This is a genomic window from Empedobacter sp. 225-1, assembly GCF_030328185.1.
GTDB lineage: Bacteria > Bacteroidota > Bacteroidia > Flavobacteriales > Weeksellaceae > Empedobacter > Empedobacter stercoris.
In genome coordinates this window covers 15,274-41,736 of the sequence record NZ_JACALO010000016.1, presented here as the reverse complement: position 1 = coordinate 41,736, position 26,463 = coordinate 15,274, and the positions used below count along the sequence as shown (strand labels likewise).

The 26,463-nt window shown below is 32.1% G+C and carries 23 protein-coding genes and 6 tRNA genes; 18 read left to right on the top strand and 11 right to left on the bottom strand.

The window, feature by feature from the left end; all coding sequences use genetic code 11:
- Window positions 1-28: 28 nt before the first annotated feature.
- Window positions 29-1,675: a Na/Pi cotransporter family protein gene (locus HX088_RS06510; RefSeq protein ID WP_188319806.1), complete on the bottom strand. Its 1,647-nt coding sequence runs from the start codon at window positions 1,673-1,675 to the stop codon at window positions 29-31.
- A gap of 277 nt (window positions 1,676-1,952) precedes the next feature.
- Between HX088_RS06510 and HX088_RS06505 the strand changes: the two genes are divergently transcribed.
- The 5 genes from HX088_RS06505 to HX088_RS06485 all read left to right on the top strand — a co-directional run bounded on the left by HX088_RS06505 (window position 1,953) and on the right by HX088_RS06485 (window position 2,437).
- Window positions 1,953-2,026 (top strand) — tRNA-Thr (locus HX088_RS06505).
- Window positions 2,027-2,043: 17 nt separating this feature from the next.
- Window positions 2,044-2,125, top strand: a tRNA-Tyr gene (locus tag HX088_RS06500).
- A gap of 7 nt (window positions 2,126-2,132) precedes the next feature.
- A tRNA-Thr gene (locus tag HX088_RS06495) sits at window positions 2,133-2,209 on the top strand.
- 40 nt (window positions 2,210-2,249) lie between these two features.
- Window positions 2,250-2,323, top strand: a tRNA-Thr gene (locus HX088_RS06490).
- Between the two features lie 32 nt (window positions 2,324-2,355).
- A tRNA-Tyr gene (locus HX088_RS06485) sits at window positions 2,356-2,437 on the top strand.
- Between the two features lie 96 nt (window positions 2,438-2,533).
- Here HX088_RS06485 and HX088_RS06480 read toward each other — a convergent pair.
- Window positions 2,534-3,292 carry a 5'-methylthioadenosine/adenosylhomocysteine nucleosidase gene (locus tag HX088_RS06480; RefSeq protein WP_286483712.1) on the bottom strand — a complete coding sequence of 253 codons (759 nt, stop codon included), beginning with the start codon at window positions 3,290-3,292 and terminating at the stop codon, window positions 2,534-2,536.
- A gap of 218 nt (window positions 3,293-3,510) precedes the next feature.
- On the opposite strand from HX088_RS06480, the gene HX088_RS06475 reads away from it, so the two are divergent.
- Window positions 3,511-4,164, top strand: coding sequence for a hypothetical protein (locus tag HX088_RS06475; protein WP_260542454.1), 654 nt, complete (start codon window positions 3,511-3,513; stop codon window positions 4,162-4,164).
- 55 nt (window positions 4,165-4,219) lie between these two features.
- Window positions 4,220-4,546: a DMT family transporter gene (locus HX088_RS06470; protein WP_171622028.1), complete on the top strand. Its 327-nt coding sequence runs from the start codon at window positions 4,220-4,222 to the stop codon at window positions 4,544-4,546.
- 68 nt (window positions 4,547-4,614) lie between these two features.
- Here HX088_RS06470 and HX088_RS06465 read toward each other — a convergent pair whose 3' ends face one another.
- Genes HX088_RS06465 through HX088_RS06455 form a run of 3 tightly spaced genes read right to left on the bottom strand, consistent with a single transcriptional unit; the run spans window position 4,615 to window position 7,645 of the window.
- On the bottom strand, window positions 4,615-5,967 hold the full coding sequence (locus HX088_RS06465) for a UDP-N-acetylmuramate--L-alanine ligase (protein ID WP_286483711.1): 1,353 nt from the start codon (window positions 5,965-5,967) through the stop codon (window positions 4,615-4,617).
- A gap of 18 nt (window positions 5,968-5,985) precedes the next feature.
- Window positions 5,986-6,870 carry a lysophospholipid acyltransferase family protein gene (locus HX088_RS06460; RefSeq protein WP_225540464.1) on the bottom strand — a complete coding sequence of 295 codons (885 nt, stop codon included), beginning with the start codon at window positions 6,868-6,870 and terminating at the stop codon, window positions 5,986-5,988.
- A 19-nt stretch (window positions 6,871-6,889) separates the two neighbouring features.
- Window positions 6,890-7,645 (bottom strand): NUDIX hydrolase, encoded by a 756-nt coding sequence (locus tag HX088_RS06455; RefSeq protein ID WP_225540466.1) that lies wholly within the window; start codon window positions 7,643-7,645, stop codon window positions 6,890-6,892.
- A 114-nt stretch (window positions 7,646-7,759) separates the two neighbouring features.
- On the opposite strand from HX088_RS06455, the gene HX088_RS06450 reads away from it, so the two are divergent.
- The 8 genes from HX088_RS06450 to HX088_RS06415 all read left to right on the top strand — a co-directional run bounded on the left by HX088_RS06450 (window position 7,760) and on the right by HX088_RS06415 (window position 14,521).
- Window positions 7,760-9,868 carry a M3 family metallopeptidase gene (locus tag HX088_RS06450; RefSeq protein ID WP_286483710.1) on the top strand — a complete coding sequence of 703 codons (2,109 nt, stop codon included), beginning with the start codon at window positions 7,760-7,762 and terminating at the stop codon, window positions 9,866-9,868.
- A gap of 95 nt (window positions 9,869-9,963) precedes the next feature.
- Window positions 9,964-10,695: a YebC/PmpR family DNA-binding transcriptional regulator gene (locus HX088_RS06445; protein ID WP_225540470.1), complete on the top strand. Its 732-nt coding sequence runs from the start codon at window positions 9,964-9,966 to the stop codon at window positions 10,693-10,695.
- Window positions 10,696-10,778: 83 nt separating this feature from the next.
- A complete protein-coding gene (locus HX088_RS06440; protein ID WP_260542461.1) occupies window positions 10,779-11,186 on the top strand; it encodes a hypothetical protein in 408 nt (135 codons plus the stop codon).
- A 131-nt stretch (window positions 11,187-11,317) separates the two neighbouring features.
- Window positions 11,318-11,402 (top strand) — tRNA-Ser (locus HX088_RS06435).
- A gap of 332 nt (window positions 11,403-11,734) precedes the next feature.
- Entirely contained in the window at window positions 11,735-12,682 is a 948-nt protein-coding gene (locus tag HX088_RS06430; protein ID WP_286483709.1) for a site-specific integrase, read from the top strand.
- Between the two features lie 30 nt (window positions 12,683-12,712).
- Complete coding sequence (locus HX088_RS06425; protein WP_260542466.1) at window positions 12,713-12,967, top strand: tyrosine-type recombinase/integrase; 255 nt, start codon at window positions 12,713-12,715, stop codon at window positions 12,965-12,967.
- Window positions 12,968-13,043: 76 nt separating this feature from the next.
- The gene (locus HX088_RS06420; RefSeq protein WP_225542423.1) at window positions 13,044-13,244 is read left to right on the top strand and encodes a hypothetical protein; all 201 of its coding nucleotides are present in this window, start codon (window positions 13,044-13,046) and stop codon (window positions 13,242-13,244) included.
- Window positions 13,245-14,092: 848 nt separating this feature from the next.
- The gene (locus HX088_RS06415) at window positions 14,093-14,521 is read left to right on the top strand and encodes a cold shock domain-containing protein (RefSeq protein WP_171623696.1); all 429 of its coding nucleotides are present in this window, start codon (window positions 14,093-14,095) and stop codon (window positions 14,519-14,521) included.
- Between the two features lie 10 nt (window positions 14,522-14,531).
- Here the strand turns inward: HX088_RS06415 and HX088_RS06410 are convergent, their stop codons facing one another.
- Complete coding sequence (locus HX088_RS06410; protein WP_260542468.1) at window positions 14,532-14,735, bottom strand: (4Fe-4S)-binding protein; 204 nt, start codon at window positions 14,733-14,735, stop codon at window positions 14,532-14,534.
- A gap of 469 nt (window positions 14,736-15,204) precedes the next feature.
- Between HX088_RS06410 and HX088_RS06405 the strand changes: the two genes are divergently transcribed.
- On the top strand, window positions 15,205-15,450 hold the full coding sequence (locus HX088_RS06405; protein ID WP_286483708.1) for a hypothetical protein: 246 nt from the start codon (window positions 15,205-15,207) through the stop codon (window positions 15,448-15,450).
- Window positions 15,451-15,508: 58 nt separating this feature from the next.
- On the opposite strand, the gene HX088_RS06400 is transcribed toward HX088_RS06405, so the two are convergent.
- The 4 genes from HX088_RS06400 to HX088_RS06385 form a co-directional block, all read right to left on the bottom strand.
- The gene (locus HX088_RS06400; RefSeq protein ID WP_286483707.1) at window positions 15,509-16,021 is read right to left on the bottom strand and encodes a hypothetical protein; all 513 of its coding nucleotides are present in this window, start codon (window positions 16,019-16,021) and stop codon (window positions 15,509-15,511) included.
- Between the two features lie 78 nt (window positions 16,022-16,099).
- On the bottom strand, window positions 16,100-17,539 hold the full coding sequence (locus HX088_RS06395; RefSeq protein WP_286483706.1) for an MBL fold metallo-hydrolase: 1,440 nt from the start codon (window positions 17,537-17,539) through the stop codon (window positions 16,100-16,102).
- 138 nt (window positions 17,540-17,677) lie between these two features.
- On the bottom strand, window positions 17,678-18,265 hold the full coding sequence (locus HX088_RS06390) for a methyltransferase domain-containing protein (RefSeq protein ID WP_286483705.1): 588 nt from the start codon (window positions 18,263-18,265) through the stop codon (window positions 17,678-17,680).
- Window positions 18,266-18,273: 8 nt separating this feature from the next.
- A complete protein-coding gene (locus HX088_RS06385; RefSeq protein ID WP_171623689.1) occupies window positions 18,274-19,077 on the bottom strand; it encodes a sulfite exporter TauE/SafE family protein in 804 nt (267 codons plus the stop codon).
- A 221-nt stretch (window positions 19,078-19,298) separates the two neighbouring features.
- Here HX088_RS06385 and HX088_RS06380 point away from each other — a divergent pair, with 221 nt between their 5' ends.
- Both HX088_RS06380 and HX088_RS06375 read left to right on the top strand, forming a co-directional pair.
- Complete coding sequence (locus tag HX088_RS06380) at window positions 19,299-20,621, top strand: M16 family metallopeptidase (protein WP_188319029.1); 1,323 nt, start codon at window positions 19,299-19,301, stop codon at window positions 20,619-20,621.
- Window positions 20,622-20,635: 14 nt separating this feature from the next.
- Window positions 20,636-22,678: an insulinase family protein gene (locus HX088_RS06375; protein WP_286483704.1), complete on the top strand. Its 2,043-nt coding sequence runs from the start codon at window positions 20,636-20,638 to the stop codon at window positions 22,676-22,678.
- Between the two features lie 423 nt (window positions 22,679-23,101).
- Here the strand turns inward: HX088_RS06375 and HX088_RS06370 are convergent, their stop codons facing one another.
- Window positions 23,102-26,389 (bottom strand): cytochrome c biogenesis protein, encoded by a 3,288-nt coding sequence (locus HX088_RS06370; protein WP_286483703.1) that lies wholly within the window; start codon window positions 26,387-26,389, stop codon window positions 23,102-23,104.
- Between the last annotated feature and the right edge of the window lie 74 nt (window positions 26,390-26,463).

Below are 26,463 nucleotides of genomic sequence, written 5' to 3'. Positions count from 1 at the left end.
TTATACTTTAACTCAAACTTACAAATTTCTACTGATTTTTTAGCTTAACAATTGTTGTATTCGCTTTATAAAGATGATCGCCAAGAATTTCGTAATACTGAATCAAATCTTTGTAGAAAAGCGCACTTGTAGTCATTAACTTTTCTTTTTCGATCGTTTTCATCAGATTTGTTTCTGCTTCTTTGTAAATAGCATTAATTGTTTTTTCAATAAATTCGGCTTGTTTAATCGAAACTTCTTCTTGTGTTTCGTTCAGGTTTTGATTTAAAATTCGAGTCGTTTGATCCAAATTATCTTGAAAATCGACCAAATAAGATCTCATTTTTGGGGTGAAATAACTATTGGTCATACGACGACGACGGTGAATAGATGATATTTTAATCGCAATATCACCCACACTTTCCAAATGATGACAAAGCGTTATCAACTGATGAATAGCAATGGTATTTTCGTTTGGTAAATCTAAATCAGCAATTTCATTTAAAAATTCATTTACCTCACGTTCCAACTGATCGCCTTCTTTTTCAAGTTCTAAAATACGTTCGCGAAAAACCAAAATCTTTTCTTCATCACTTTCCGTAATCATTCGTCCAAGCGTATAAATCGTTTGTTTAGTTGTGGAAGCAAGTTTTAACAATTTCTTGTTTGCTTCGTTTTTATAGAGATCAGAATTTGTACCAAATGGAATGGCATAAAATTCTAATTTATTATCAGTTTGCTTGATCGAAAAATATTTTTTCTGACAATAAAAAGCCAATTTATTAATGAAAGGAGTAAGAAAAACAACCCCAACCAAATTACTAATTGTATCAAAAGTAATAAGTTGTACGGCAATATTTGTCGAAATCGTCGAACCTATAAATTTCAATAAGAAACTTGCAAGTAACATAAAAATAATTGCAACCAGGATATTAAATAATGTATGGAATGCAGCTACTACTTTTGTGTATTTATCACCGATTGCAGCTACTAAGTGAGCCGTAAAAGTCGTCCCTATATTTGCTCCTAAAACTATCATTGCTGCTAATTCGATAGGTAAACCTTTACTTGCTAATAGAATCGCAATTGTAATAGAAGCCGAAGAGAAATGAACCAAAACGGTCAGTAAAACACCAAAAAAGATGAATAATAAATTTGTTAAAATTCCATAGTTCGCTAAATCTTGTAAAAATTCTTGTAATTTTTGATGACTTTCTATAGAAGGCAAGAATGTTTTTAAGAAATACAACGATAGAAATAATAGAGAAAGTGAAAACAGAATTCCTCCAATTTTTCGTTGATTTCGTTTTTTCGATAGATAAAAAGGAAAGGCAATTAATACCAGAGGCAAGGCAATTTGTATTAAATCGAATTTCAATCCAAAATAAACCAACCACAAAGTAAGCGTTGTTCCGATGTTTGCACCTAATATCAATCCAAATGCTTTTCGCAAATTAATCAAACCTGCGTTTACAAAACCTAATATAAATACACTTGCAGCTGACGAAGATTGTATGGCAGTTGTAAAAAGAGTTCCTGTAACAATTGTAGAAAAATTGTTTTTGGTTAGTTTGTTTAATGTACGTTTAAAATTCGATCCAGATAAGGCCTGTAAATTTTCGCTCAATAATTTTATCGCAAAAATGAACAACGCAATTGCTCCGAAAAGTTGCAAAATTTGTATGATAAGATGCATTAATGATGAATTGACTACAAAAATAAGTACTCTAATGTAAATAGAATATTATCTTTTTTACTTTTATAAAAAAAAAAGTTTATTTTTTTTAAATTCTAAAATTCTGATTATCAAAATTGAAGTTAAGATTTATCAAAAACTTCTTCTTTTTTTTGAAAAAACATTTGCGAGTTTCGAAAAACTGCCCTAATATTGCACCACGAAAAAGGAACAACACTTCTCTTGAGAAATTAAATTCTTGTTTTCGATTTGAAATATTCAAATAACAAATATTTTTGCCGATGTAGCTCAGCTGGCTAGAGCAGCTGATTTGTAATCAGCAGGTCGTGGGTTCGAGTCCCTCTATCGGCTCAGCAAAAATATAGGTTGGGGAGATACTCAAGCGGCCAACGAGGACGGACTGTAAATCCGTTGGTTTCACCTTCGCAGGTTCGAATCCTGCTCTCCCCACAAAATTGCCGATGTAGCTCAGCTGGCTAGAGCAGCTGATTTGTAATCAGCAGGTCGTGGGTTCGAGTCCCTCTATCGGCTCCAAAAAAGTTTATATTTTACTTTTAAAACAAAAATAACAATCGCCGATGTAGCTCAGCTGGCTAGAGCAGCTGATTTGTAATCAGCAGGTCGTGGGTTCGAGTCCCTCTATCGGCTCTTCTTTTTTGAAGAATACTTTATTATTAGGCGGGGAGATACTCAAGCGGCCAACGAGGACGGACTGTAAATCCGTTGGTTTCACCTTCGCAGGTTCGAATCCTGCTCTCCCCACACTCCATTTAATTATTGGAATACAAAATCATCAAATAATTGATGATTTTTTTATTAATGTGTGCATCAAAAAGAGCCCTTTAAAAAAAGGACTTTTTACTTGATGATATTCTTTATAATTTCGATCGAATAAACATTCGAAACTTTCTCTATAAAACTATTAAAATCCATTGTCGAATGATCATCTGCATCGTCTGATATTGTTCTAATAATGATAAAAGGAATTCCAAATTCATAACAAACTTGCGCTACCGCTGCTCCTTCCATTTCGACACAAAGAATTTCGGGTAAATTTTGTTGAAGTTTTTCTTTTTTTGCAGTTGTCGAGAAAAATAAATCTCCTGATCCTATTAAACCAACATGTAACTGAGGTTCGTGAATATTAAATTTATTCAAATCTTTTTCGGAAATAACATTGTGAAGATGCTGTTCTTTTAATAAATCTAATATAGCGGTTGTTGCTATTTCTAATTGAAAAGGATTGGCTTCGAAATAAGCTTTTCCTAACATTGGAATTTCAAAAGTAGGAAACAAAGGAGAGGCATTCATGTCATGTTGAATTAAACTTTGCCCCAATACGATATCGCCTATTTTTACGTTAGAATGGATTCCTCCTGCAACACCTGTAAAAATTAATTCTGTAATTTTAAACTCTAATATTAAGGTAGAAACTGTTGTAGCTGCTGCAACTTTACCAACTCGTGAATAAACTACAACAACTTTTTGATTATTTAATTCACCTGTATAATAATGTCTTTGACCAATTTCGTGTTCCTCTTTATTTGATAATAAGTTAACTACACCATTTATTTCTTGAGGTATAGCACCCATTATTCCAATTATTCTTTCGCTCATTTTTAAAATTTGTAAGCGAAGGTACCAATTTATTTTCTGTATTTATAAACTGAACAATATATCTCGTAGATTAAAATAAAAGGTAAGCAAATGATAATCAAACAAGTGTTTAAAATATTTTTTATCATGATACAAAAGTAGACTATTTTTAGAATATGTTAAAAATCAATTGTGAATTCGTGTAGGCTTATTGTACTTTTGTGCAATAAATGTTTGAAATGAAAAAAATATCTACAGCACTTGTATGTTGTATGTCTGTTATGCTGATGAATTGTACAAATAAGTCAGAAGAAAATGTGGTTGAAAAAGAAGTTAAAACTGAAGTAACAGTTGAAGAACCAACCGAAATCGTAGAAGGTGTAATTCGTAAGTCTGCAGTAGAATGGACAGCTTATAAAACAACTGATAAAGTTGCAGTTTCAGGACGATTTGATGTCGTTTTAGTGAAAGATGCAAATGAAGAAGGTAAAACACCTCAAGAAGTTTTAGAAGGCGCAAATATTTTAGCTTCTATTGCGACTTTAAATTCTGATCAAATTGATCGTGATCAAAAATTGAAAGATATTTTGTTTGGAAATATGATCAATACAAGTGAAATAAAAGGTCAATTACACTTTAGAGAAGGAAAAACATTTTTGAATTTAACCTTAAATAATACATCGAAAGAATATGAAGTGAAATCATCTTTTGATAATAATACATTTGCAATCGAAGCCGATGTCGATTTAATGGACTTTAATACAACTAAAGCAATGGATGCTTTAAATCAAGCGTGTTTAGAGTTGCACAAAGGTGCTGACGGAATTTCTAAAACGTGGAGCGAAGTTCACATCAAAGGACAAGTAGAATTTAGTGATAGTTTCGGTAAATAATAGTATAAATAATTAATTTTGAGGTTACATTTTTGTAGTCTTAATTTTTATCAGAATGAATTGGATTATTTTATTGATAGCAGGTTTGTGCGAAGTAGGCTTTGCATCATGCTTAGGAAAAGCTAAGGAAGCGACTGGTAATGAGACTTATTTATGGTATGGTGGATTTTTATTCTTCTTAACCATAAGTATGGTTTTACTGGTAAAAGCAACCCAAACCTTACCAATAGGAACAGCTTATGCTGTATGGACAGGAATTGGTGCTGTGGGAACTGTTTTAGTCGGGATTTTTATTTTTAAAGAACCTGCAAGTTTCTGGCGAGTTTTCTTTTTAACAAGTTTAATCTGTTCGATAATAGGATTAAAATTTGTGTCAAATTAATGGAATGAACCAAATTAAATTATTCATAAAAAAGGAGAACTTGAAATTTCAGGTTCTCCTTTTTTTATTTATGCTTTGAATAGTTCATTCAAATCAACTCCACCAAAGTTTCCAGAGCTCATCATCAAAAAGACCTTCTCTTTTTTATCCAAACTTTCGATGTATTGTTTTAATTGCTCCCCATTTGTAAAGACTAAAATAGAATCGTCACCAAAAGCTTTCTTGATATCTTCTGGAGAAATCATTGGCATACGTTTTATTTCTAAAGCCTCAGGGCTATACATTACAATTTTGATATCAGCTTTATCTAAAGCGCCTTTGTATTGTACTAAAAATTCAGGATTCAAAGAAGAATACGTATGAATTTCCAAACAACCTACAACAGTTTTATCCGTATATTGTTCTTTTACCGCATTGGTAACCGAAGTTACTTTACTTGGTGCATGTGCAAAATCTTTGTACGCAACAAAATCAGAGGTACGGTTAATTAATTCCAAACGTTTAGATGCACCTTTGAAAGATTGAATTGCTTCATTGAAATCATCATCCATTACACCTAATTGTTTACAAATCGCACGCGCACCTTCTAAATTCATTAAATTATGGTTACCAAAAACTTCCAATGGAATTGGACCGTCTTCTGTTTCGATAAATGTAACTCCGTTCTCTATAAAGTGTTGTGGTAAATGATACGGAAACTTCTTAATTGCTTTTTCGGTTTCTTCTACCACTTTTACAACTTCTTCGTCTGTTTCGTTATAGATTAAAGCACCTCCATTAACGATAGAATCGACAAATTTTGAGAATTGAGAAGTATAATCTTCAAACGTAGGGAAAACGTTGATGTGATCCCAAGCAATCCCAGATATTAAAGCAATATTAGGTTGATACAACAAAAATTTAGAGCGACGATCTAAGGCTGATGATAAATATTCGTCACCTTCCATAATCATAAATTCGTTGTCATCTGTTAGTTTTACCATCACATCAAAACCATCCAATTGTGCACCGACCATATAATCAACATCGATGTTGTGGTAATGCAAAACATGTAAAATCATCGATGTAATGGTTGTTTTTCCATGAGAACCACCAATTACAATACGTGTTTTGTCTTTTGATTGTTCGTATAAATATTCTGGATATGAATAGATTTTTAAACCTAATTCTTGTGCACGTAACATTTCAGGATTATCAGCATGAGCATGCATTCCTAAAATAACAGCATCGATATCAGCTGTGATTTTTTCTGGATACCATCCCATTTCTTCTGGCAGAATTCCACGCTGAGCTAAACGAGTTTTCGAAGGTTCGAAAATAGCGTCATCAGAACCTGTAACTTGATATCCTTTTTCGTGCAAAGCAATTGCCAGATTATGCATAGCACTTCCGCCAATTGCAATAAAATGAACTTTTTTCATTTTGTATGTTGTATTCTTTTAGTCTTTTTTATTTTCTTCGTCGTATCCCATTTCTTCGAAATCATCAAACTCTTCGTCATCTTCGTTTAGATAATCATCCAATGATTTTTCGCTGTTTTCTGCAAGAATTTCGTCCATTGGTCGAACTTTATTAAATTCTGGAGCTTGTTCAATTGCATTCATTATTTTTTGCATAATAGCATCACTCGAATCATTTTCGTAATCAATATCCAATGGTTCTTTAAAAGTCATTGTTGCATTAATTCCTCTTTTTTTGATGCGCAAACCTTTTTTATCAAAAGCTCTACGAAAACCATCAATTACAACTGGAATAACAATGGGTTTATTTTTTTTGATTAAATGCGCAGTTCCACGGCGACCAGGCGCAAATGCAGTTGTAGTTCCTTGCGGAAAAGTTACAACCCAACCACTTTGCAAGGCGATATCGATATTGTTAATTTCTGATAAATCAACTTTTCGATTTACATTCTCTCCTTTTGCACGCCATGTTCTTTTCACTGTTACCGCTCCTGTATACGCGAATAACTTTGTCAAAAGATTATCTTTCATCGTTTCTTCTGCAGCAACGTAATAAAAATCAATCTTAGGGTTTAGTAGATAAATCGGATTTTTGATGGTATCAATAAATCCATTTTTCACACTACAAAATACATGATACATCGCAAATACATCTGCAAAATAAGTTTGATGATTTGAAACGAATAATACATTTTGAGCAGGTAAATCGACTAAGTTTTTTGTTCCAGTAACTTTTAATTTATTAAAACCATTGTAACGGTTATATGTAAAAGATCCCAATAAGAAAATCAATGTTCTTTTTAGGAAATATAAATGTCCAAATGAATCGCGAAATGCGTTCTTTTTCTTTGCTTTTTGAGACACGAGTTCTTAATTGTTTAATTTACAAATTTAATAGGATTTTTAGATAATCTTTAAATTCTTCTAAAATCATTGCTGTTGCACCCCAAAGATATTCATCATCACCGATGTTGTAACCTGGAATTTCAACCACTTGACCAGAAAATTCTCTTTCAAAAACCTCGTAATCAGCATTCAAAAAAGCTTCCAAATTTAATGGAACAACATATTGTACTTCTCGTTCATCAGGGTTAAACAATGGTTCTCCGTGATATATACCAATATAAGGATAAACCAAAAAGTTACTTGGCGGAATGTACATCTCACTCAGTTGTCGAATAATTTCGATATTTTCATAATCTACACCCAATTCTTCTACCGTTTCGCGAATAGCCGTTTCATCAAAACTGATATCTTGTTCTTCAAACTGTCCGCCTGGTAAAGAAAATTGATGAGAATGTGCACCATCATACGATACACGCATCGTTACAGGAAATTCTATTTCTCCAAATTCATTTTGATACAATAAGATCATGACAGACGCACTTCTTGGATTGGTACGTTTTACATATTCTAAATCAAATTTTTGACGATATGGAGGCGAAAGTTTTTCATGTGATTCCCAATTTGGTAATTCCTCTACACTTTCGGCTAATAAATATTTTAATTCTTCTAAATCTAAATACAAAATTTGTTGATTTTTAAGGTCATAAAAAAGAGTGAAATCTCTTCCACACTCTTCTTCAAAGGTAATTATTTTAGGTGAAAATAAATCAACCTTTTCAAGAAGCTTTATCAATTATTTAACGCATAGAGAATGAGGTTGAAAGTCATATTTTAATCTTCTACACATTAATATTTTTGAAACTTTGAGTTATAAGTTTTAACTTCGTTAAGTTTAAAATAATATAAAATGTTCAATAAAAAACTTTTTTACGGAATGATGGTTGGTTCTTCAATCTTAGCCACTTCTTGTAGTCAAAAGTCAACAAATACGATGTGGAACGATACAAATCCTTTTTTCGAGGTAAGTAAATTGCCTTACCAAACAGCTGATTTTACGAAAATTAAGAACGAAGATTTCAAACCTGCTTTATTGCAAGGAATGGCTGAACAATTAGCTGAAATTAATAAAATTGCAACGAATCCTGCAGCACCAACTTTTGAAAATACGTTGGTTGAAATGGAAAAATCGGGACAACTTTTAACTCGTGTAAGTCATGTTTTTGGATTATTGACAGGAGCAAATACAAACGAAACATTGCAAGCAATAGAGGAGGAGATGTCTCCTAAATTTGCAGCACACAGCGATGCAATTTATTTGAATGATCAATTATTTCAACGTGTAAAAAGTTTATACGAAAATAAAAAATCGTTGAACTTAGATAAAGAATCTGCTCGCTTGTTAGATGTGTATTACCAACGATTTGAATTGGCTGGTGCTAATTTAACTTTATCGCAGAAAGACGAATTGAAAAAATTGAATGGAGAAATCGCTTCACTTGAAACAAAATTCTCGAATCAATTATTGAAAGGAACAAAAGCTGGAGGTGTAACCTTTACAAAAGAAGAATTAGCAGGATTAAGCGAAGCTGATTTGGAATCGTTCAAACAAGCAGATGGAACATATTTGATTAGTTTATTAAATACAACACAACAGCCAGAATTACAAAATATGTCGAATCCAGTATCACGAAAAAAATTATTTGATGCAGCTTGGATTCGAACAGAAAAAAATGATGAAAATGATACGCGTGCTACAATTTTAGCTTTGGTAAAAAGTCGTGCGGAGAAAGCTAAATTGTTAGGTTTTAATAACTATGCAGAGTGGAATTTACAAGATCAAATGGCACAAAATCCTACTGCTGCAAAAGGTCTTTTGAATAAAATGATTCCTGCTGCAACAGCAATGGCGCAAAAAGATGCATTAGAATTTGAAACTTTAGCAAAAAAAGAAAATTCGTCAAATACTTTATCAGCTGCAGATTGGAATTATTATGCTGAAAAAGTGCGTAAAGAAAAATATGACTTAGATGAAAATGCAATGAAATCTTATTTTGTTTTAGAGTCTGTTGTAGAAAATGGTCTTTTCTTTATGGCTAAAGAATTGTACGGAATTACATTCAAAAAACGAACGGATATTCCAACTTGGCACGAAGATGTAAAAGTGTACGAATTGTTTAATGAAGATGGTTCACAATTAGGATTATTCTATACAGATTATTTCAAAAGAGATTCTAAACAAGGAGGTGCTTGGATGAGTAATATCGTTGAGCAATCGCACTTATTCGGGACAAAACCTGTAATCTATAATGTAGGTAATTATACAAAACCTGCAAAAGGTCAACCTGCGTTGATTTCGTATGATGATGTGGTTACAACTTTCCACGAATTTGGACATGCTTTACACGGTTTTTTTGCGAATCAAACTTACCCAACCTTATCAGGAACGAATGTTTCGAGAGATTTTGTTGAGTTCCCATCTCAATTTCACGAACATTATGTAACAGAGCCTTCTGTACTAAGAAACTACGCAAAACATTATCAAACAGGTGCTACAATTCCTGATGCGTTAGTAGAAAAAATGAAAAAAGCAGCTAACTTTAACAAAGGTTATACATTAACAGAATTACTTTCTGCAGCATCGTTAGATTTGTCTTGGCATACAGTTTCTTCAGATCAAACAATATCGAATGTAGATGAATTTGAGAAACAAGCATTGATAGCGAATAAAACAAATTTACCACAGGTTCCGCCACGTTATCGTTCTACGTATTTTAGCCATATTTTTGGGGGAGGTTATGCAGCAGGTTACTTCGCTTATATTTGGGCAGAAATGTTAGATCATGATGCATACGAATGGACGTTAGAAAATGGAGGAATGACCAGAGAAAATGGTCAAATTTTACGTGATAAAGTTTTCTCTCAAGGTAATTCGGATAACTTGAATGAAGTGTACAAAAATTTTAGAGGTAAAAATCCATCAATTGAACCGATGTTAAAATACCACGGATTGAAATAATCAGTCTAAAATAATAACAACTTAAAAATCCAGGACATAGTTCTTGGATTTTTTTCGTATTATGAATAAATTTGCAACTATTAAAACAAGTATAAATGGGAAGAGCATTTGAATTTAGAAAAGGACGTAAATTGAAACGTTGGGCGGCAATGTCTAAAGCGTTTACTAAAATTGGGAAGGATATCGTAATGGCAGTAAAAGCAGGAGGGCCTGATCCGCATTCAAATTCTCATCTTCGTGCGGTAATTCAGAATGCCAAAGCGGTTAATATGCCGAAAGATAACATCGAACGCGCAATCAAAAAAGCATCTGATAAAAATACAGAAAACTATAAAGAAGTAATTTTTGAAGGTTATGGACCGCATGGAATTGCAATGTTAGTTGAAACTTCTACAAACAATAACAACCGTACAGTTGCCAGCGTTCGTTCTTACTTTAGTAAATGTAATGGACAATTAGGAACACAAGGTTCTGTTGAATTTATGTTTGATCATATTTGTAATTTTAAAATTCAAAAACCTGAAGGGGTTGATATGGAAGAATTAGAATTTGAAATGATCGATTTTGGTGTAGAAGAAGTTTTTGAAGATGAAGATGGAATTGTGTTAATTGCTCCTTTTGAGAATTATGGAACAATCTTTAAATCTTTAGAAGAGGGCGGATACGAAATTATTTCATCAGAATTTGAAAGAATTCCTCAAACAACAAAGGAATTAACAGAAGAAGAAAGAGCTGACATCGAGAAATTGTTAGAGAAATTTGATGAAGATGAAGACGTGAATAACGTGTATCATACAATGAAAGAGGATGACGAAGAAGATGAATAATATCTTTTCTGAAAACTATAATTTATTAAACCATTCAATTTAATTGAGTGGTTTTTTTTTATCTTTAAAGCTAAATTGTATTCATGATTAAAACACTTACAATTTTAGGCTTAGTTTTGCAGTTTTTAGCTTTTTGGATGGCAGCTCCAGAAATTTTAGGAGCAGATTGGTTGAGAAAAACAGAAGACCTAATTCGTAAAATGATTCGTCAAATTCCTCAGCTAATATTAGCTGTTTTTGGAATGTTTATGGGAATGATGTTTTATCATTCAATTAGTTCGTTATTTGTATTTATTTCAGTGCTTATCATCATAGGGTTTATGTTGCTTTTTTATAAAAAATTAGAACAAATTCTTGATGATAAAATTTCAAGACCATTAATCGAAAAATTAATTTTAAATGATGCTTTCCGATTTACTTTATTAAAGTTTGCAGCATTATTTTTTACACTTGGTTTCATAATTCAGGTCGGTTTAGTCCTTTTTACCTAATTATTTTAAAAAATAGTTATTTGATACTGAATTAACTAACAAGTTGTATAAAAAAAACTTTAAATTAAGGTTTGCTAATTCGAAAAAGCGTTCTATATTTGCACTCGCAATACGGCAATAAACGCTGTGTAGGAGAGTTGGCAGAGTGGTCGAATGCGGCAGTCTTGAAAACTGTTGAGGGTCACACCTCCGGGGGTTCGAATCCCTCACTCTCCGCAACTTTAAACAAAGTTGATTCAAATAACCTCTATTTTTAACGAAATAGAGGTTTTTTTATGCAATAAACTTTCAGATTAAAACATTTGTTTCAGAAAAAACAGCGACTATTTAGCGACCTATTTTAATTTCAAAAAAAGGTCGCAGAAATATTAAAGAAATAAGTCCTATCCCTTTACCCAAAAGAGATAGTAAAAAAGGACAATGAAAATACCCTAACCTTTTTCATAGCCCTTGTCATAGCCTAACCAAGAACGTGTCCAATAGATGAACATCTTGATTCTACACTAATAACACTTTAAATTTTATCTAACCAATAAAAATTGAATCAGATGAGACAGAATCTTAAAATTAATGTTGGTCCACGTAACTCAAAGACCAATAAACAAGGACTACAACCAATATACTTTACAATCCGTATAGCCAATAAACGCTACGAATTCTCCACAAAAAAATACATCGATCCTAAAACGTGGGACCACAAAAATTCCAAAATCAAAGGAAAGACAGAAGAAGCCTATTCAATTAATGGTTACCTAGAAGTCATCAAATCTAAAATAATTAACCTCGAAATTCAATACAGCTTACGTAATGAAGTTTTAACAATAGAAGAAATAAAACAATTCCTTAATTCACAAGGCAACGCAAACAAACGTATGCTAGTACCTATCTTCCATCAACACAACGATCAATTAAAAAAAATAATCAACAAAGAAGTCGCACCTGGAACAATAGAACGCTATGAAACCACACTAAAGCACATCAAAGAATTTCTAAAACATCAATACAAAAAAGAAGACATAGCTATTGATGATATCGACCACGCTTTTATTATGGATTTAGATTTCTATTTTCGAACCGAACGCAAATGCAACAATAACACAACAGTCAAATATATTAAGAATTTCAAAAAGATAATTAGAGAATGTATGGCAAAAGATTGGATTCAAAAAGATCCATTTGTCAATTATAAACCGAAAGTCGAAAAAGTAGAACGAATCTTTCTTTCGCAAGAGGAAATCTATGCGATTTACGAAAAAGAACATTGCACTGAAAGATTAAACCTTGTAAGAGATATTTTTATTTTTTCCTGCTATACAGGTTTAGCCTATATTGATATTTTTAATTTAACGAAAAACCATATCGTAAAGGGTATTGATGGTCAATTGTGGATTCATACTTATAGACAGAAAACTTCTACTCCTACAAAAATTCCATTATTAAATATTCCGTTAGACATAATCGAAAAATACAAGGAACATTTTTTATGTCAAAACTGAAAATTATTACCTGTATTCAGTAACCAAAAGATGAATGCATACCTTAAAGAAATTGCAACTTTATCTGGGATCAATAAAGAACTGACTTTTCATTGTGCTAGACATACGTTTGCAACAACGGTAACACTTTCCAATGGTGTACCAATCGAATCAGTTTCCAAAATGTTAGGTCATACAAATATCACGACAACGCAACATTATGCAAGGATTACGGAACAAAAAATTATTCATGATATGGAACATTTAAAAAATGTAATTCAAAACAGAAAGGTATTTCAACTATAAATTTAATTTTTAGAATTGTTGAATTTGTATTAAATTTCTGAATAATAACAATTTAACTAACCGTAATCAAAATTAGATGAGTCAAGAATTAATTTCGAAATTCAGCAATTTTGAATTACAATTAGCTGAATTAAAGTTTGCATGTGATGATCCAATCGAAGAGTCTAAAAAAGCAATCGCTTTAATTACAGACTTCTTAGATCAGATCCAAATGATTTTAACTACTCACCAATTTAATTCATTGCAAGACGAATTAGATTATTTCAAAAAAGACTAACCAAAAATTTACGAGAAGTTACATTATTACAAATCATTAAAAGTAATAGAAGCCAAGAAAGACTCATTTTGTTTGGATGTAAAACAAGAGATTGAAATCTTAGAGGCCTCAAGAGATAGCCTTAAAATTTTTCAAGACCAAGAGATTTTAATGCTATCTTATTGTAACACCAGTTCATTGGAGGAAGAAGAAAAGCGCGGGTTCAGAAAACTAATGCGACACTATAAATTATTAATTTAGTGTTGTTATGAGCTAAAATTATACAAGATTAACCCTTCAAGAACTATTTAAAATTGAGAAATATTTAGATCAAAAACTTTCCATTTCATCCATTGCTTTTTTATTAAATACATTTTGTCGTACTTCATCACTTCGTAGATAATAAATTTAATTATTTTAGTTTAGATTTTAGTATTTCATAAGGTGTTTTTCCTTTAAATGATCCATGTGGTCTGTTGAAATTACAAAATTTCTGTATTGTTTGTATATCTATTGTGTGGTTTTAGTGGGATAAATTTATGAATTGAAGATGAGTTTTTTTGATTGTAGATTTGCAACTAATTCAGTTGCTTAATTTTTTGTATCTTTGTGCAATAATTGGTTTACAAAGCTTCTTTTATTTGCTTTACTGTACAAATTTATCGCTTCAGTTTATGTTTAGCACTTAAACTTTATTATCAAATTGGTACTACATTTTTTATCCAAGCATTTTATTAGTAATAAAAGCGTAAGCTATTTTACAGATTTAGTTTTCAAATTTTTTATTTTTAAAATTTGAAAGAAAATATAAAAATTAAAAGTTTTTCAAGTAAATCGGGTTAAATTCAAATTATAAAAAATATATAAATATGGCAGATTCATATTCTAAGAAAGAGAATATCAAGAAAAAAGAGAAAAAAAGACAAGAAAAACTTCTTCAAAGAGAAGAAAGAAAAACAAATAACAACAAAGGAAAATCATTAGAAGAAATGATTGCTTATGTTGATATCAACGGAAATTTAACAGATGTTCCTCCACATTTACAAAATAGAGAAGAGGATTTGCTAAGTCGCCAAGAAAATCCAAATACAGCGTTTGATCCTACACAAGTTTTTACGGGTGTAATCAATTCTTTTAATGAGAAAGGATTTGGTTTTATTACAGAAGAAAAATCAAACGATAGCATATTTTTTCACCAAAGTCAATTGAAACAAGAAGTGAAAAAATATGATAAAGTAACTTATAAGAAAGAAATTTCTGAAAAAGGTTTCAGAGCTATCGAAATCAATAAAAAATAATAGTTTAGTATTATTTAAAACTTAAAGCACCAGAAGGACATTGAGAAACTTGTTTCTTAATTTCTTCGCTGCTTGCGTTTTCAGGTTTTATCCAAGGTATTTCTTTAGGATGATATACTTTTGGGAGTAATTTGGTGCAAATTCCTGCATGCTCGCACAATTCAGGTTTCCAAATTATGGTAACTTCTCCGTTCGTGTACTCGTGTTGGCTCATTTTTTTGAATTTTAATTGATTGAAATTACTCAAAAATGTTCAATATTAAAAATTAAATTAATCTTTGTTCTTTTCAGTTGTATACTTTCAATTTTTATCGTAATCCCTTACATTTCAGCTAATTTAGTGGCAATATTTAGACCTAATCCCGAACCAGAAATATGTACAGTTGCATCATTTTCTGCGCGAAAAAATCGTTCCTGTACGAGTTTCAAATCATCTGCATTTATTTCAAATCGTAAAATATTATAACATCACTTCCGATGATTGTCAACATTTTGTTTTGAATTAATATTCAAATGTCTTAATGTTTAGTTACTCTTAAAAGTAAATAAGGGAATCTTAAGCGAATCTTAAGAATGGCAATATACTGGAAAATTAGTCATGAATAAAAGTTAATAAATCGTAAAAAAGAGGTTTTTAAATAGAAATAATTGTAAATTTGTTATTGGTTTATAAAGCAGGTAAAATGGAAGATATTTTAAGCAATGAAAAAGAAGAAAAGTTTTTAAATTATTGGGAAAACAGGTTTACAACAATTTTTAAAAACAATACAAGTTGGACAACTTTGTTTTTGACTGTGAACAAATCTACTTTTCCAGATTCATTAAATATTGAAACATTTTGTAAGAAATTTATGCAGGATTTCAATATGAAATTAACATATAAGCTTGATGAATCTGATAATGAATACGATTTAACAATAACGAGATAAGATAAAAAATCTCCTTTCAAATTTTTGGAAGGAGATTTTTTTTATTTCTTTCTTACAGCTATTTCAATTTGAAACTATTTACAATAGAAACAAAATCACTTTTCATGATATCTCGGTCTTCGAAACTACAATATTGTAGAATTTGATAAACAAACTCTTTTGTTTCGATAACAGTTTGCAAAAAATAAATGTGACCAGATTCGGGTTCATTTGTCTCGAATTCAGCATAAGCGAAATTGAATCCTTGTTCATACGAAACATAAGGTTTTTTTAGATATTTAAATCCGTTTTGTGTCGTATACGGCTCTATAGAATTCAATGTATAGTCGATCATATCTAATTTAGGATCGGCTAATTTTAATTCATCTTTATGCTCGAAAATTAAAAATCCGTACGAATTTGGTTTTGGTGCAATACTTTCAAATTGAATAGTTGCATAGTCATTTAATCCAATTGTGCGCTGATAATCTTTCGGAATTGTTAATACAAACGATTCAGCTCCACGTATTTTTTTTTGAGCAAAAAGTGTTGAGCAAAAGAGTAGGGTACAAATGAATACTATATTTTTCATGTATAATGTTTGAGTTGAAGAATACGAAAATAGCCTTGGTGTTCCAAGGCTATAACGTTATTTATTGCAAAAAATTGTTTATTTCGTTGAGCAAGAATTATTTCCCAATTGACATGGAGAGGTTCCTTCTACTATTTTAACGCCTTCTACTTCTTTTATTTTACCAAAACCTCCTGCTACATCAATTAAATTTTCGTAACCACGAGCACGTAAAATAGACGTGAAAATCATCGAACGGTATCCACCAGCACAATGTACTAAATAAGTTTCTTCTGGATCGATTACTTTCATTGATTCGTTGATAAAATCTAATGGAGCAGTAATTGCATCTTCTACATGAGCAGTTTCGAATTCTCCTGGTTTACTAACGTCTAAGACTTTTAATTCTGTTTCATCAACTAATTCGACAAATTCTTCAGGTGAAATAGAAACAATTTCATCAAAATCCTTTTCTGCATCAAGCCAAGCTTGGAAACCATTGTTCAAAAATCCAATCACATTATCATATCCAACACGCGCTAAACGTGTTACCGCTTCGTCTTCTGCACCAACTTCTGCAATTAGTAAAATTGGTTGTTTGATATCTGTAATTAACGTTCCAACCCATGGAGCAAAATTTCCTTTGATTCCGATGTTAATTGAATTTGGAACAAATCCTTCTGCGAATGTTTGCGGATCACGTACGTCTAAAATTAAGGCGTTTGCGTCTTCAGCAACTTGAATAAATTCATCAGGCGATAAAGCTTTATTGGCACGTTTTTTTACGACGTCTAAAGATTCTACACCCAATTTATTCATCATCACATTTTCTGGAAAATAGAAAGGAGGAGGCATTAATCCTGAAGTTAATTCTGTAATAAACTCCTCTTTTGTCATGTTAGGATTCAATGCATAATTTACATTTTTTTGATTTCCTAATGTATCAAAAGTTTCTTTACTCATATTTTTACCACAAGCAGAACCAGCTCCATGCGCAGGATAAACAATAATATCATTCGCTAAAGGCATAATTTTGTTTCGTAACGAATCAAATAAATAACCAGCTAATTTCTCTTGTGTTAAATCTGAATTTAATTTTTGAGCCAAATCAGGACGACCAACATCACCAATAAATAATGTATCTCCCGTAAAAATTGCATAATCTTTACCGTTTTCATCCTTCAACAAATAGGTTGTACTCTCCATCGTATGACCTGGGGTATGCAACGCTGTAATCGTAATATTACCTAAAGTAAATACTTCTCCATCTGTCGCAATATGCGCGTCAAAACTTGGTTCAGCTGTTGGACCATAAACAATTGTTGCACCAGTTTTTTGGGCTAAATCGACATGTCCAGAAACGAAATCAGCATGGAAATGTGTTTCAAAAATATACTTGATTTTTGCGTTATCTTTTGTTGCTTGATCAACATAAGATTGTGTTTCTCTCAACGGATCAATAATTGCAACTTCACCATTGCTTTCTATATAATAAGCACCTTGTGCAAGACATCCGGTGTAAATTTGTTCAATTTTCATAAGTATGAATTTAGTGTGTAAAAATACAAATAATTAAATTTAGAACTTTCCGTTAATGGACAAATTCTGATACTTTTTGTTTATTTAAAATCAAATAAGATTGATAGTTAACGCTAAAATTATGAATGAAATCATAGGTTATTTTGTGATCTTTTTTAAATTGATAAATAATTCATTTCCAGCTCGTGGAGGAATTGAGTTGTAACATTCTTCCATGACTTTGAAATCAAAATAATCGTTGAAATAGGTATGGTATTCGGCTTTGTTTCCGCCAAAAGGAGGAGTGTCATTTCCAAAATCTCTGTTGAATAAAACACCAACCAATTTACCATTTTCCGCTAATAATTGATTCATTTTGATGCTATACTTTTGGCGTAATTCAGGGTTTAAAGCACAAAAAAATGTTTGCTCTAATATCAAATCAAATTGATCATCTAATTCGAAAAAGTCTTTGTGAAGAACTTTTATATGAGGGTTGTCTTTAAATTTTTCTTTTATTTTTTCGACTACAATTTCAGCTATATCAATTAATGTGAGGTTTGTAAAACCTTTTTCCAAAAGATATTCAGCTTCGTAAGCATTCCCGCACCCCGGAATTAAAATACGGATATTTTTATCTTCTAATTGATCAATATAAGCTTTTAATGGAGTAGAAGGGGACTTTAGATCCCAGCCAATTTGGTTATTGATATATTTATCATTCCAAAAATTTTCGTTGAATTCCATATGATAAATTATTGAATTATAAATTCTTCGATGAACATGAAAACAGCCATTAAGATAATGAAAATTGCAAATGTTCGTTTTAAAAATTGTACAGGTAAAAATTTGTTAATGTAGGTTCCAACAAAAATACCAGCCATAGAAATTCCAATAAAAACACTTAAGAATTCCCAATCTATTTTGATGTGAAATGCATCACCAATAAAAAAACCTATTAACGAATTAATCGCAATGATGACTAATGATGTAGCCGAAGCCTTTTTCATATCCAATTTTGCGACCATCATCAAAGCAGGGACAATTAAAAATCCACCACCTGCACCAACCATTCCTGTTAATCCTCCAATCAAAAATCCTTGAATTAATAAAACAGGATTTAATTTTTCATCTCGCTGAACGATTTCCGTTTCTTTTTTACCTTTTAGCATAGAAACTGCTGCAAATATCATTAGAAACGCAAAAAGACCAAACATAGCCATTCGACGTGTGACGATAAAATCACCTATAGAAAATAAATTACTCGGAAGTGCTGGAATTAAAAAAGCACGAACCAACGTAATTCCAATAACTGCAGGTACACCAAATTGATAAACAACTTTCCAATCGACCATTTTTTTAGAAGCTTGCTTTATTCCACCAACTAATCCTGTAGAACCAACTATACATAAAGAATATGCAGTTGCAATTCTCTCGTCGAAATGAAAAATATAAGCTAAGATAGGTACAGCTAAGATAGAACCGCCACCACCAAGAACTCCCATGATAAGTCCAATGAAAAAAGCACCTACGAAACCAAAAAACTCTATAAAATCCATTTTCTTTCTCTCGATTTTTACAAATCTATAGTAAATACTAAAACATTTACTATAGGTTTATTCATAAATAATGTTGTAAATTAATAGAAATGCCTACTAAATCAATAGACATGTGCTATTTTACATTTTTTTAATATTAATGCAAATTTGGTGTAACATTTTTGAAAATACTGCTACTAATGTTACATAAGTAAATTGATAAAAACTTTAAAAACTACTAAATGAAGAAACTTTTTATGTCTATCTTATTTGTAGGTTCAGCACTTTTTGGACAGCAAATAGAATTTGATGAGTATACTTTACCAAATGGATTACATGTTATCCTTCATCAGGATAATTCAGCTCCAGTAGTGACAACTGGTGTGATGTATCACGTAGGATCGAAAGATGAACAAGTTGGTAAAACTGGATTTGCTCACTTTTTTGAGCATTTATTATTCGAAGGGACAGAAAATATCAAAAGAGGAGAATGGTTCAAGATTGTTTCTTCTCATGGAGGATCAAATAACGCGAATACAACGACTGATAGAACATATTATTACGAAACATTTCCGTCAAATAATTTAGAGTTAGGATTATGGATGGAATCAGATCGTTTGCGTCAGCCAATCATTAATCAAATTGGAGTTGATACTCAAAAAGAGGTTGTAAAAGAAGAAAAACGTTCTCGTTTAGACAATCAACCTTATGGAAGATTTTCTTACGGAGAAGCCGTTAACCCGCATGTTTTCAAGAAAAGTGGATATCGTTGGAGTGTAATTGGTTCGTTTGAAGATTTGAGTAATGCCAAATTAGAGGATTTTAAACACTTTAGTCAACAATACTATGTGCCAAATAATGCAGTGTTAGTGGTTGCAGGAGATTTCAAGAAAGAGGATGCTAAGAAATTAATTGAAAAATATTTTGGTGTAATTCCTCGTGGAAAAGAGGTTGTAAAAACAGTAATTCAAGAAGATCCAATTACGACTGAAGTGCGTGCAACGGAGTATGATTCTAATATTCAGATTCCTTTGTTAGCTATTAATTATCGTACTCCAGATAACAAATCGAAAGATGCCTATGCATTAGAAATGTTATCAAGTTATTTAACAGGAGGAAAATCCTCAGTTTTATATAAAAAATATGTTGATGAGAAGAAAGAAGCTTTACAGATTTTTGCTTTCAATCGTCAAATGGAAGACTACGGAATCTATTCAATCGGAATTTTACCTCAAGGAGAAGTTTCGTTTGATAAATTAGAAAATGATTTACAACAAGATATAGAGAAAGTACAAACGAATTTAATTTCTGAAGAAGATTACCAAAAAATCTTAAATGGAATCGAAAATAGTTTTGTTGCTTCAAAATCAGGCGTTCAAAATATTGCACATGCTTTGGCCGATGCATATATGTTGGGTGGAGATACAAATAAAATCAACGAAGAATTGAAAATCTATCAATCAGTTTCGAGAGAAGATATCAAAAATGTTGCGAAAAAGTATCTTAACAAAAACCAACGTGTAATTATTCACTATTTACCAGAATCTAAAAAAGCTGCCAAATAAAAAACGACTGAATTATGAAAACAAAGATATTATCTCTTGCGATTGCTTTTATGGCAGTTAGCGTAAATGCTCAAGTTCAAATCCCTATGCCTAAACCAGGTCCAGCGCCTACGGTTAACTTAGGGAAATCAAACGAATTTAAACTAAAAAATGGTTTAACGGTTATCGTTGTAGAGAATCACAAATTACCTCGCGTTTCTGCGACATTAACAATTGATAATCCACCTTTTGCATTAGGTGCTAAGAAAGGTGCAGAATCTTTATTGAGTGAGATGTTAGGAACAGGAACAGTTTCGAAATCGAAAGATGAATTCAATAAAAGAATTGAGTTTTTAGGTGCTCGTGTTAACTTTTGGGAAGAAGGTGCTTCGGCAAGTTCTTTGACAAAATATTTTAACGAGATTTTTGGTTATATGGCAGACGGTGCTTTAAATCCAAATTTTACTGAAAGCGAATTTGCAGATGTTAAAAAACGTTACATCGAAGGTTTAAAAGCGAATGAGAAATCTGTAGAAAGTGCAGCTTCTCGCGTTTCTAATATTTTAGTTTACGGAAAAAACAATCCTTTCTCTGAGTTTGATACACCAGAACAAATCGAAAAAATAACGTTGCAAGACGTAAAGGATTACTACAATACCTACTACAAACCAAATAATGCTTATTTAATCGTTGTTGGAGATATTTCAACAAAAGATGTAAAAGCATTAGTCGATAAAAACTTCAAATCGTGGAAAGCTGGACAATTAAATATTCCTGCTTTTCCTAAAGTAGACGAAGTAACAAAAACAGAGTTAAATGCGATTAATATGCCAAATGCAGTTCAGTCTGTTGTATCGGTATCTTATCCAGTTCAATTGACGAAGAAAGACCCTGATTATTACGCTTCATTAATTGCTTCTTCTATTTTAGGAGGAGATTTCAACTCAAAATTAAACATGAATCTTCGTGAAGCACACGGTTGGACATACGGTGCACGTGGAGGAGTTTCTGATTCTCGCTATATCGGTCGTTTCAATACAAATGCAACTGTTCGTAACGAAGTAACAGATTCTGCTATTGTCGAAACGATGAAAGAGATTAAAGGAATGACGGTAAATAAAATCGATCAACAAATGTTGGAAGATGTAAAATCGAAATTCTTAGGAAACTTTATTTTGACATTAGAAAGTCCTTCAACTGTTGCAGGTCAAGCTTTAACGAAAAAGACGAATCAATTATCGGATAACTTTTATGCCGATTATATCAAAAATATAAACGCAGTTACAGTAGATGATGTGTTACGTGTTTCGAAAAAATATTTCCGTCCTGATCAAGCGAAAATTAATGTAACTGGAAAGTTAGAACAAATCGCACCCGCTTTAGAAAAATTGGGTTATCCTGTAACATATTACGATTCTTATGGTAATAAAATAGATAAACCAACCTCTGGAGCAAAATCGACAACAACTACAATAACTCAAATTACAGATAATTATTTGAAAGCGATTGGTGGAGCGGATAAAGTAAAAGCTGTAAAATCATTGGTTCAAAAAGGGAAAATTGAAACAATGGGAATGAGCGGTGATTATACTAAAAAAGATTTAGCACCAAATAAAACGTTGACTGTAATGAGTCTTGGCGGAATGAATGTTACTCAAGCTTTTGATGGAGAAAAAGGTTTTTATAATGTTGGTCAGAAAATTGATTTACCAGCTGAAATGACAGCTCCTTTAAAGAAAACAAACTCTTTATTTGCTCCTTTATCGGAAGGATATAAAACTGCTAAAGTAGAAGGAATCGTTTCTGAAAACGGAGTTGAATATTACAAAGTTGTTGCTGCAGAAATTTCTCGTACAGATTATTATGATGTAAAAACTGGTTTATTGATGAAGTCTGAACAAGTAATGAAATCTCCTCAAGGTGAGATGGTCGCAACGACAATAAATAAAGGTTATAAATCTTTTGATGGTGTCTTGTTGCCTTCTGAAATGACAACAGAAGCTGGACCTCAAACAACTAAAATTACAATTGATACAGTAGAAGTAAATAAGAACGTTACAGAAGCTGATTTTAAATAGAAACAATTCTTTTAAATATTTTTCAAGTTAAAAGGCAATCCGAATTTTTTGGGTTGTCTTTTTCTTTTGTATCAAGATATGGAATGCGCTGCAACAACCATTTTTTTCTGAACTTAACAAAGAACCAATTTAAGAAGGTTTGTCTTCTGAAATGCAAGCATGAAAAGAGGGGTAAAGTAGAGTAGTGTAACAATGCGCTTTCTTTTTATTAAACGAGAAGCTTCCTTTTTTGTAATAAGAAGCTTCTTGTTAACTGATAAAAAGTTAGATCGAATTTATTGATAAGGGGAAAATATAAATCTGAATAATTCTCAGAATTGTGTTTTCATTTTATATGCGAGTCGTAGGCAGCGAGAAAAAACATTTAGAAAACAAAAAAGCTCATCTTTAGATGAGCTTTTTTGAAATTATAATTGAATAAATTTATTCTTTTGTTTTGATATGATACACTTTGTTTTGTAGGTACCACGCTGCAAGTGTTAACACTAACATTCCAACTGCTGTTGCAGGAACCCAAAATGGAATTGGAATTGGATCTCCAGCTGCATAAGAGTGTAAACCTGACAGGTAATAGTTAACACCGAAATACGTCATAACAACTGACCAAATCGCCCACATCGCAGCAACGTTAAACGCGTATTTTCCTCTTAAACCTGGTACTAAACGCATATGTAGAACGACTGCATAAATAATTACCGAAACGAAAGCCCAAGTTTCTTTTGGATCCCAAGACCAATAGCGTCCCCAAGATTCATTAGCCCACATACCACCTAAAAATGTTCCGACAGTAAGTAGGTAAATACCGATTGTTAAAGACATTTCAGAAACGTAAGTCATTTCTTTTAACGAAATTTCAATCTTCTTGTTTGGTTTAATCATCATAATAATTAACGAGAAAACGCCTAAAATTGCACTCAATCCAAAGAAACCATAAGACGAAACAATAATTGCAACGTGTACAATTAACCAATACGATTTAAGTACAGGTACCAATGGTGTAATTTGTGGATCTAACATAGAACCTCCGTGCGCAAACCCCATCATAATTACAGCAACCATAGCTCCTGTAGTTGGAATAAATGCATTTCGGTTTTTGTATAATAATAGTCCAGCCAATACACTCACCCAAGAGATAAATACAATGGCTTCGTATCCGTTCGACCATGGTGCGTGTCCTGTTAAGTACCAACGAACACCCAGTCCTATTGCTTGTCCTATAAAGATGACTAACAATAATCCTAAACAAACGTTGATGATTCGGTGTAATGCTTTGCTTTCTGAGAATAATTGAATGAATGATAAAATCATTAAAATTCCACCAACAGTTGCATAAGCAACCATCACCCAAAAGAACACATTGTATTTGTTGTATAATACTTCGATTTCAACTTTTGTTGCAGAAGGAACAACATTTTTCCCCCATTTGTGTTGGTATTTATCAATGTAATCAACTGCATTATCAGCAGGTGTCCAATCACCATTTTCGATACCTTTTGATACCATGTTAAAATATACACTCACCATTCCAAGTGCCATTGTATCAATTTCGACAGGATTTTCTTGTGTCTGATAAATCCAAGAAGTCCAACGTTCTGATGGATCATTTTGTACAGGAATGATTTTTAACTGATACCCTTTTGCTGTTTGATCTAAAATATTGAAACGTTCTGTTACCGAAATAACTTCTTCATCAAATTTTGAACGCTCAGAAGGTTTTCTTGAGAACGCTTCGTTATAGGCTTTGTCTAATTTGAAACGAGTTGTTTTAGGATCAATCAAATTCATTAACGATGTATAACCATCAGCATTCGCATTTGTTATTTTCGCTAATTGATCTCCTCCTTTAGAACCAACTTTAATCATAGGTGCATTCACCCAATAAGAAGGGTCTAATTGTAAAGAGATAAACCATTTGTCAGCAGATAAACCGTGAAATTTATCTTTTTTATAGACTTTACGAAGAATTTCTAACGACTGTGTATTCACAGGTTTTATACGTCCTTCGATATCTTGAATTAGTAAATGACCAAATTTGTCAGCATGTTCATCTGGAATTTTAACTCCTTTCGCCAACTCATCGCCATTAGCCATCTCCGAAGAGAAGTTTACGATATGTTCTGGAGAATGTACATTTTGATCAGGTTCAGTTGTTATTTTTTGGTGCGTTGCTTTATTTCCATCAGTCGTTGTAGGATTTTGAGCAAAAGCTAATCCAGACAATAAAAAGAACGGAAGTAAAATAGTTGTTTTTTTCGTGTGTAAACTTTTTAATAAAGAGTTTAACTGTAAGAAACGAGTTCCTTTCCAGAATAAAGAAACAAACATTCCTCCAAATAACATAAAATAACCTAAGTAAGTAATATTAGTTCCCCACCAGTCTTGGTTAACAGATAAAATTGTTCCGTCCTCTGTAGGGAAATAGCTTGATTGGAAAAAACGATAACCTTTATAATCCATTACATTGTTCATATAAATGTGATGTTTTGTTTCTTTTCCTTCATCGATAACTGTAATATTAGATTCGAAAGAAGATGGATTGGTAGAACCAGGATAACGATCTAAAATAAAGTCATCTAAACGAATACTAAACGGAACTTTTACCATCTTAGAACCATATCCTAACGAAATATTCATTCCGTCAATTTGGACATCTGCAGAGTAATTCGAAACACCTTTTCCTCCAACAATAGTTACTGTATCACGTTTGTCACCAACAATCACTTCTGCTCTAATAGCGCCAGGAAGATTTTTTTCGTCTGCTTTAAATTTAGAACCTTGTCTGTATAAAACTTCTCCTTTGAACGAAGGGTTTGGAATCACAAACTGAGCATCGTTAATGGTATATAACGAACGCAATTTTAATGGAGCAGCAACATTAAATTCAACTTTACCAGCGCCTTCTTGCAATTTTTGCATGTCTGTTACTTGTCCAATCTCTTGACCAGCCATTTGTATATAATCACCTTCGAAAGGAGATTTGATAGTCAAATTTTCTCCTTCACCTGTAATTTGTACAGCGCCATCTTGTGGACGGTTGTATGCGACAAGTGTTCCGTTAACGCTTTTGATTTCACCATTACGAATAAAAACTGAATTACGTCCACCTTGACCAACTGTAACAATTTCCAAAACGTTAATCCCGTCTTTTCTTCTTACAATTGTATCCAAAGCATGTGGAACAAAATCAAATGTGCGTAGTTTGATTACTTTGTCTTTGAACTGGTATTCACCTTCAAATTGTCTGTATAACAAAGAGTTTGTGCTGTCTTTTCGATCAAAATACGTCATATTGTATTGATGATTGTCGTACGCCAAACGTTGTGTTCCGTCATCAACCATCATCTTGAAATAAGATTTGTATGATGTAATTTCGTTGCTTGTACCTCCTTCTGGAATAGGCATTTCACCCTCGAAACTGATGTAGCGAGTAATTCCTCCTCCAATGAAAATAAACAAAAATGCTAAGTGGAAAACCAATAATGGCAATTTTTCCTTTGACCATAATCTGTATCGTTTGATGTTCATTAAGAACAGTACGATTAACCAAATCATTAAAACCTCAAACCACTTTGCCTCGTAAATAACAGCTTTTGCAGTAGCCGTATCGTAGTCATTTTCAATGAAAGTGGCATACCCCATAGCGATTGCGTAGATAAACAGCAAGAGCGTCATGGTTCTGGTAGAAAATAGATATTTTTCTAATTTACTCATTACTTATAATTGATTTACAAAAATAGGCGAGTTTATCAGATAAAGCATTATAACTTAAATGATTTTTATTAGAA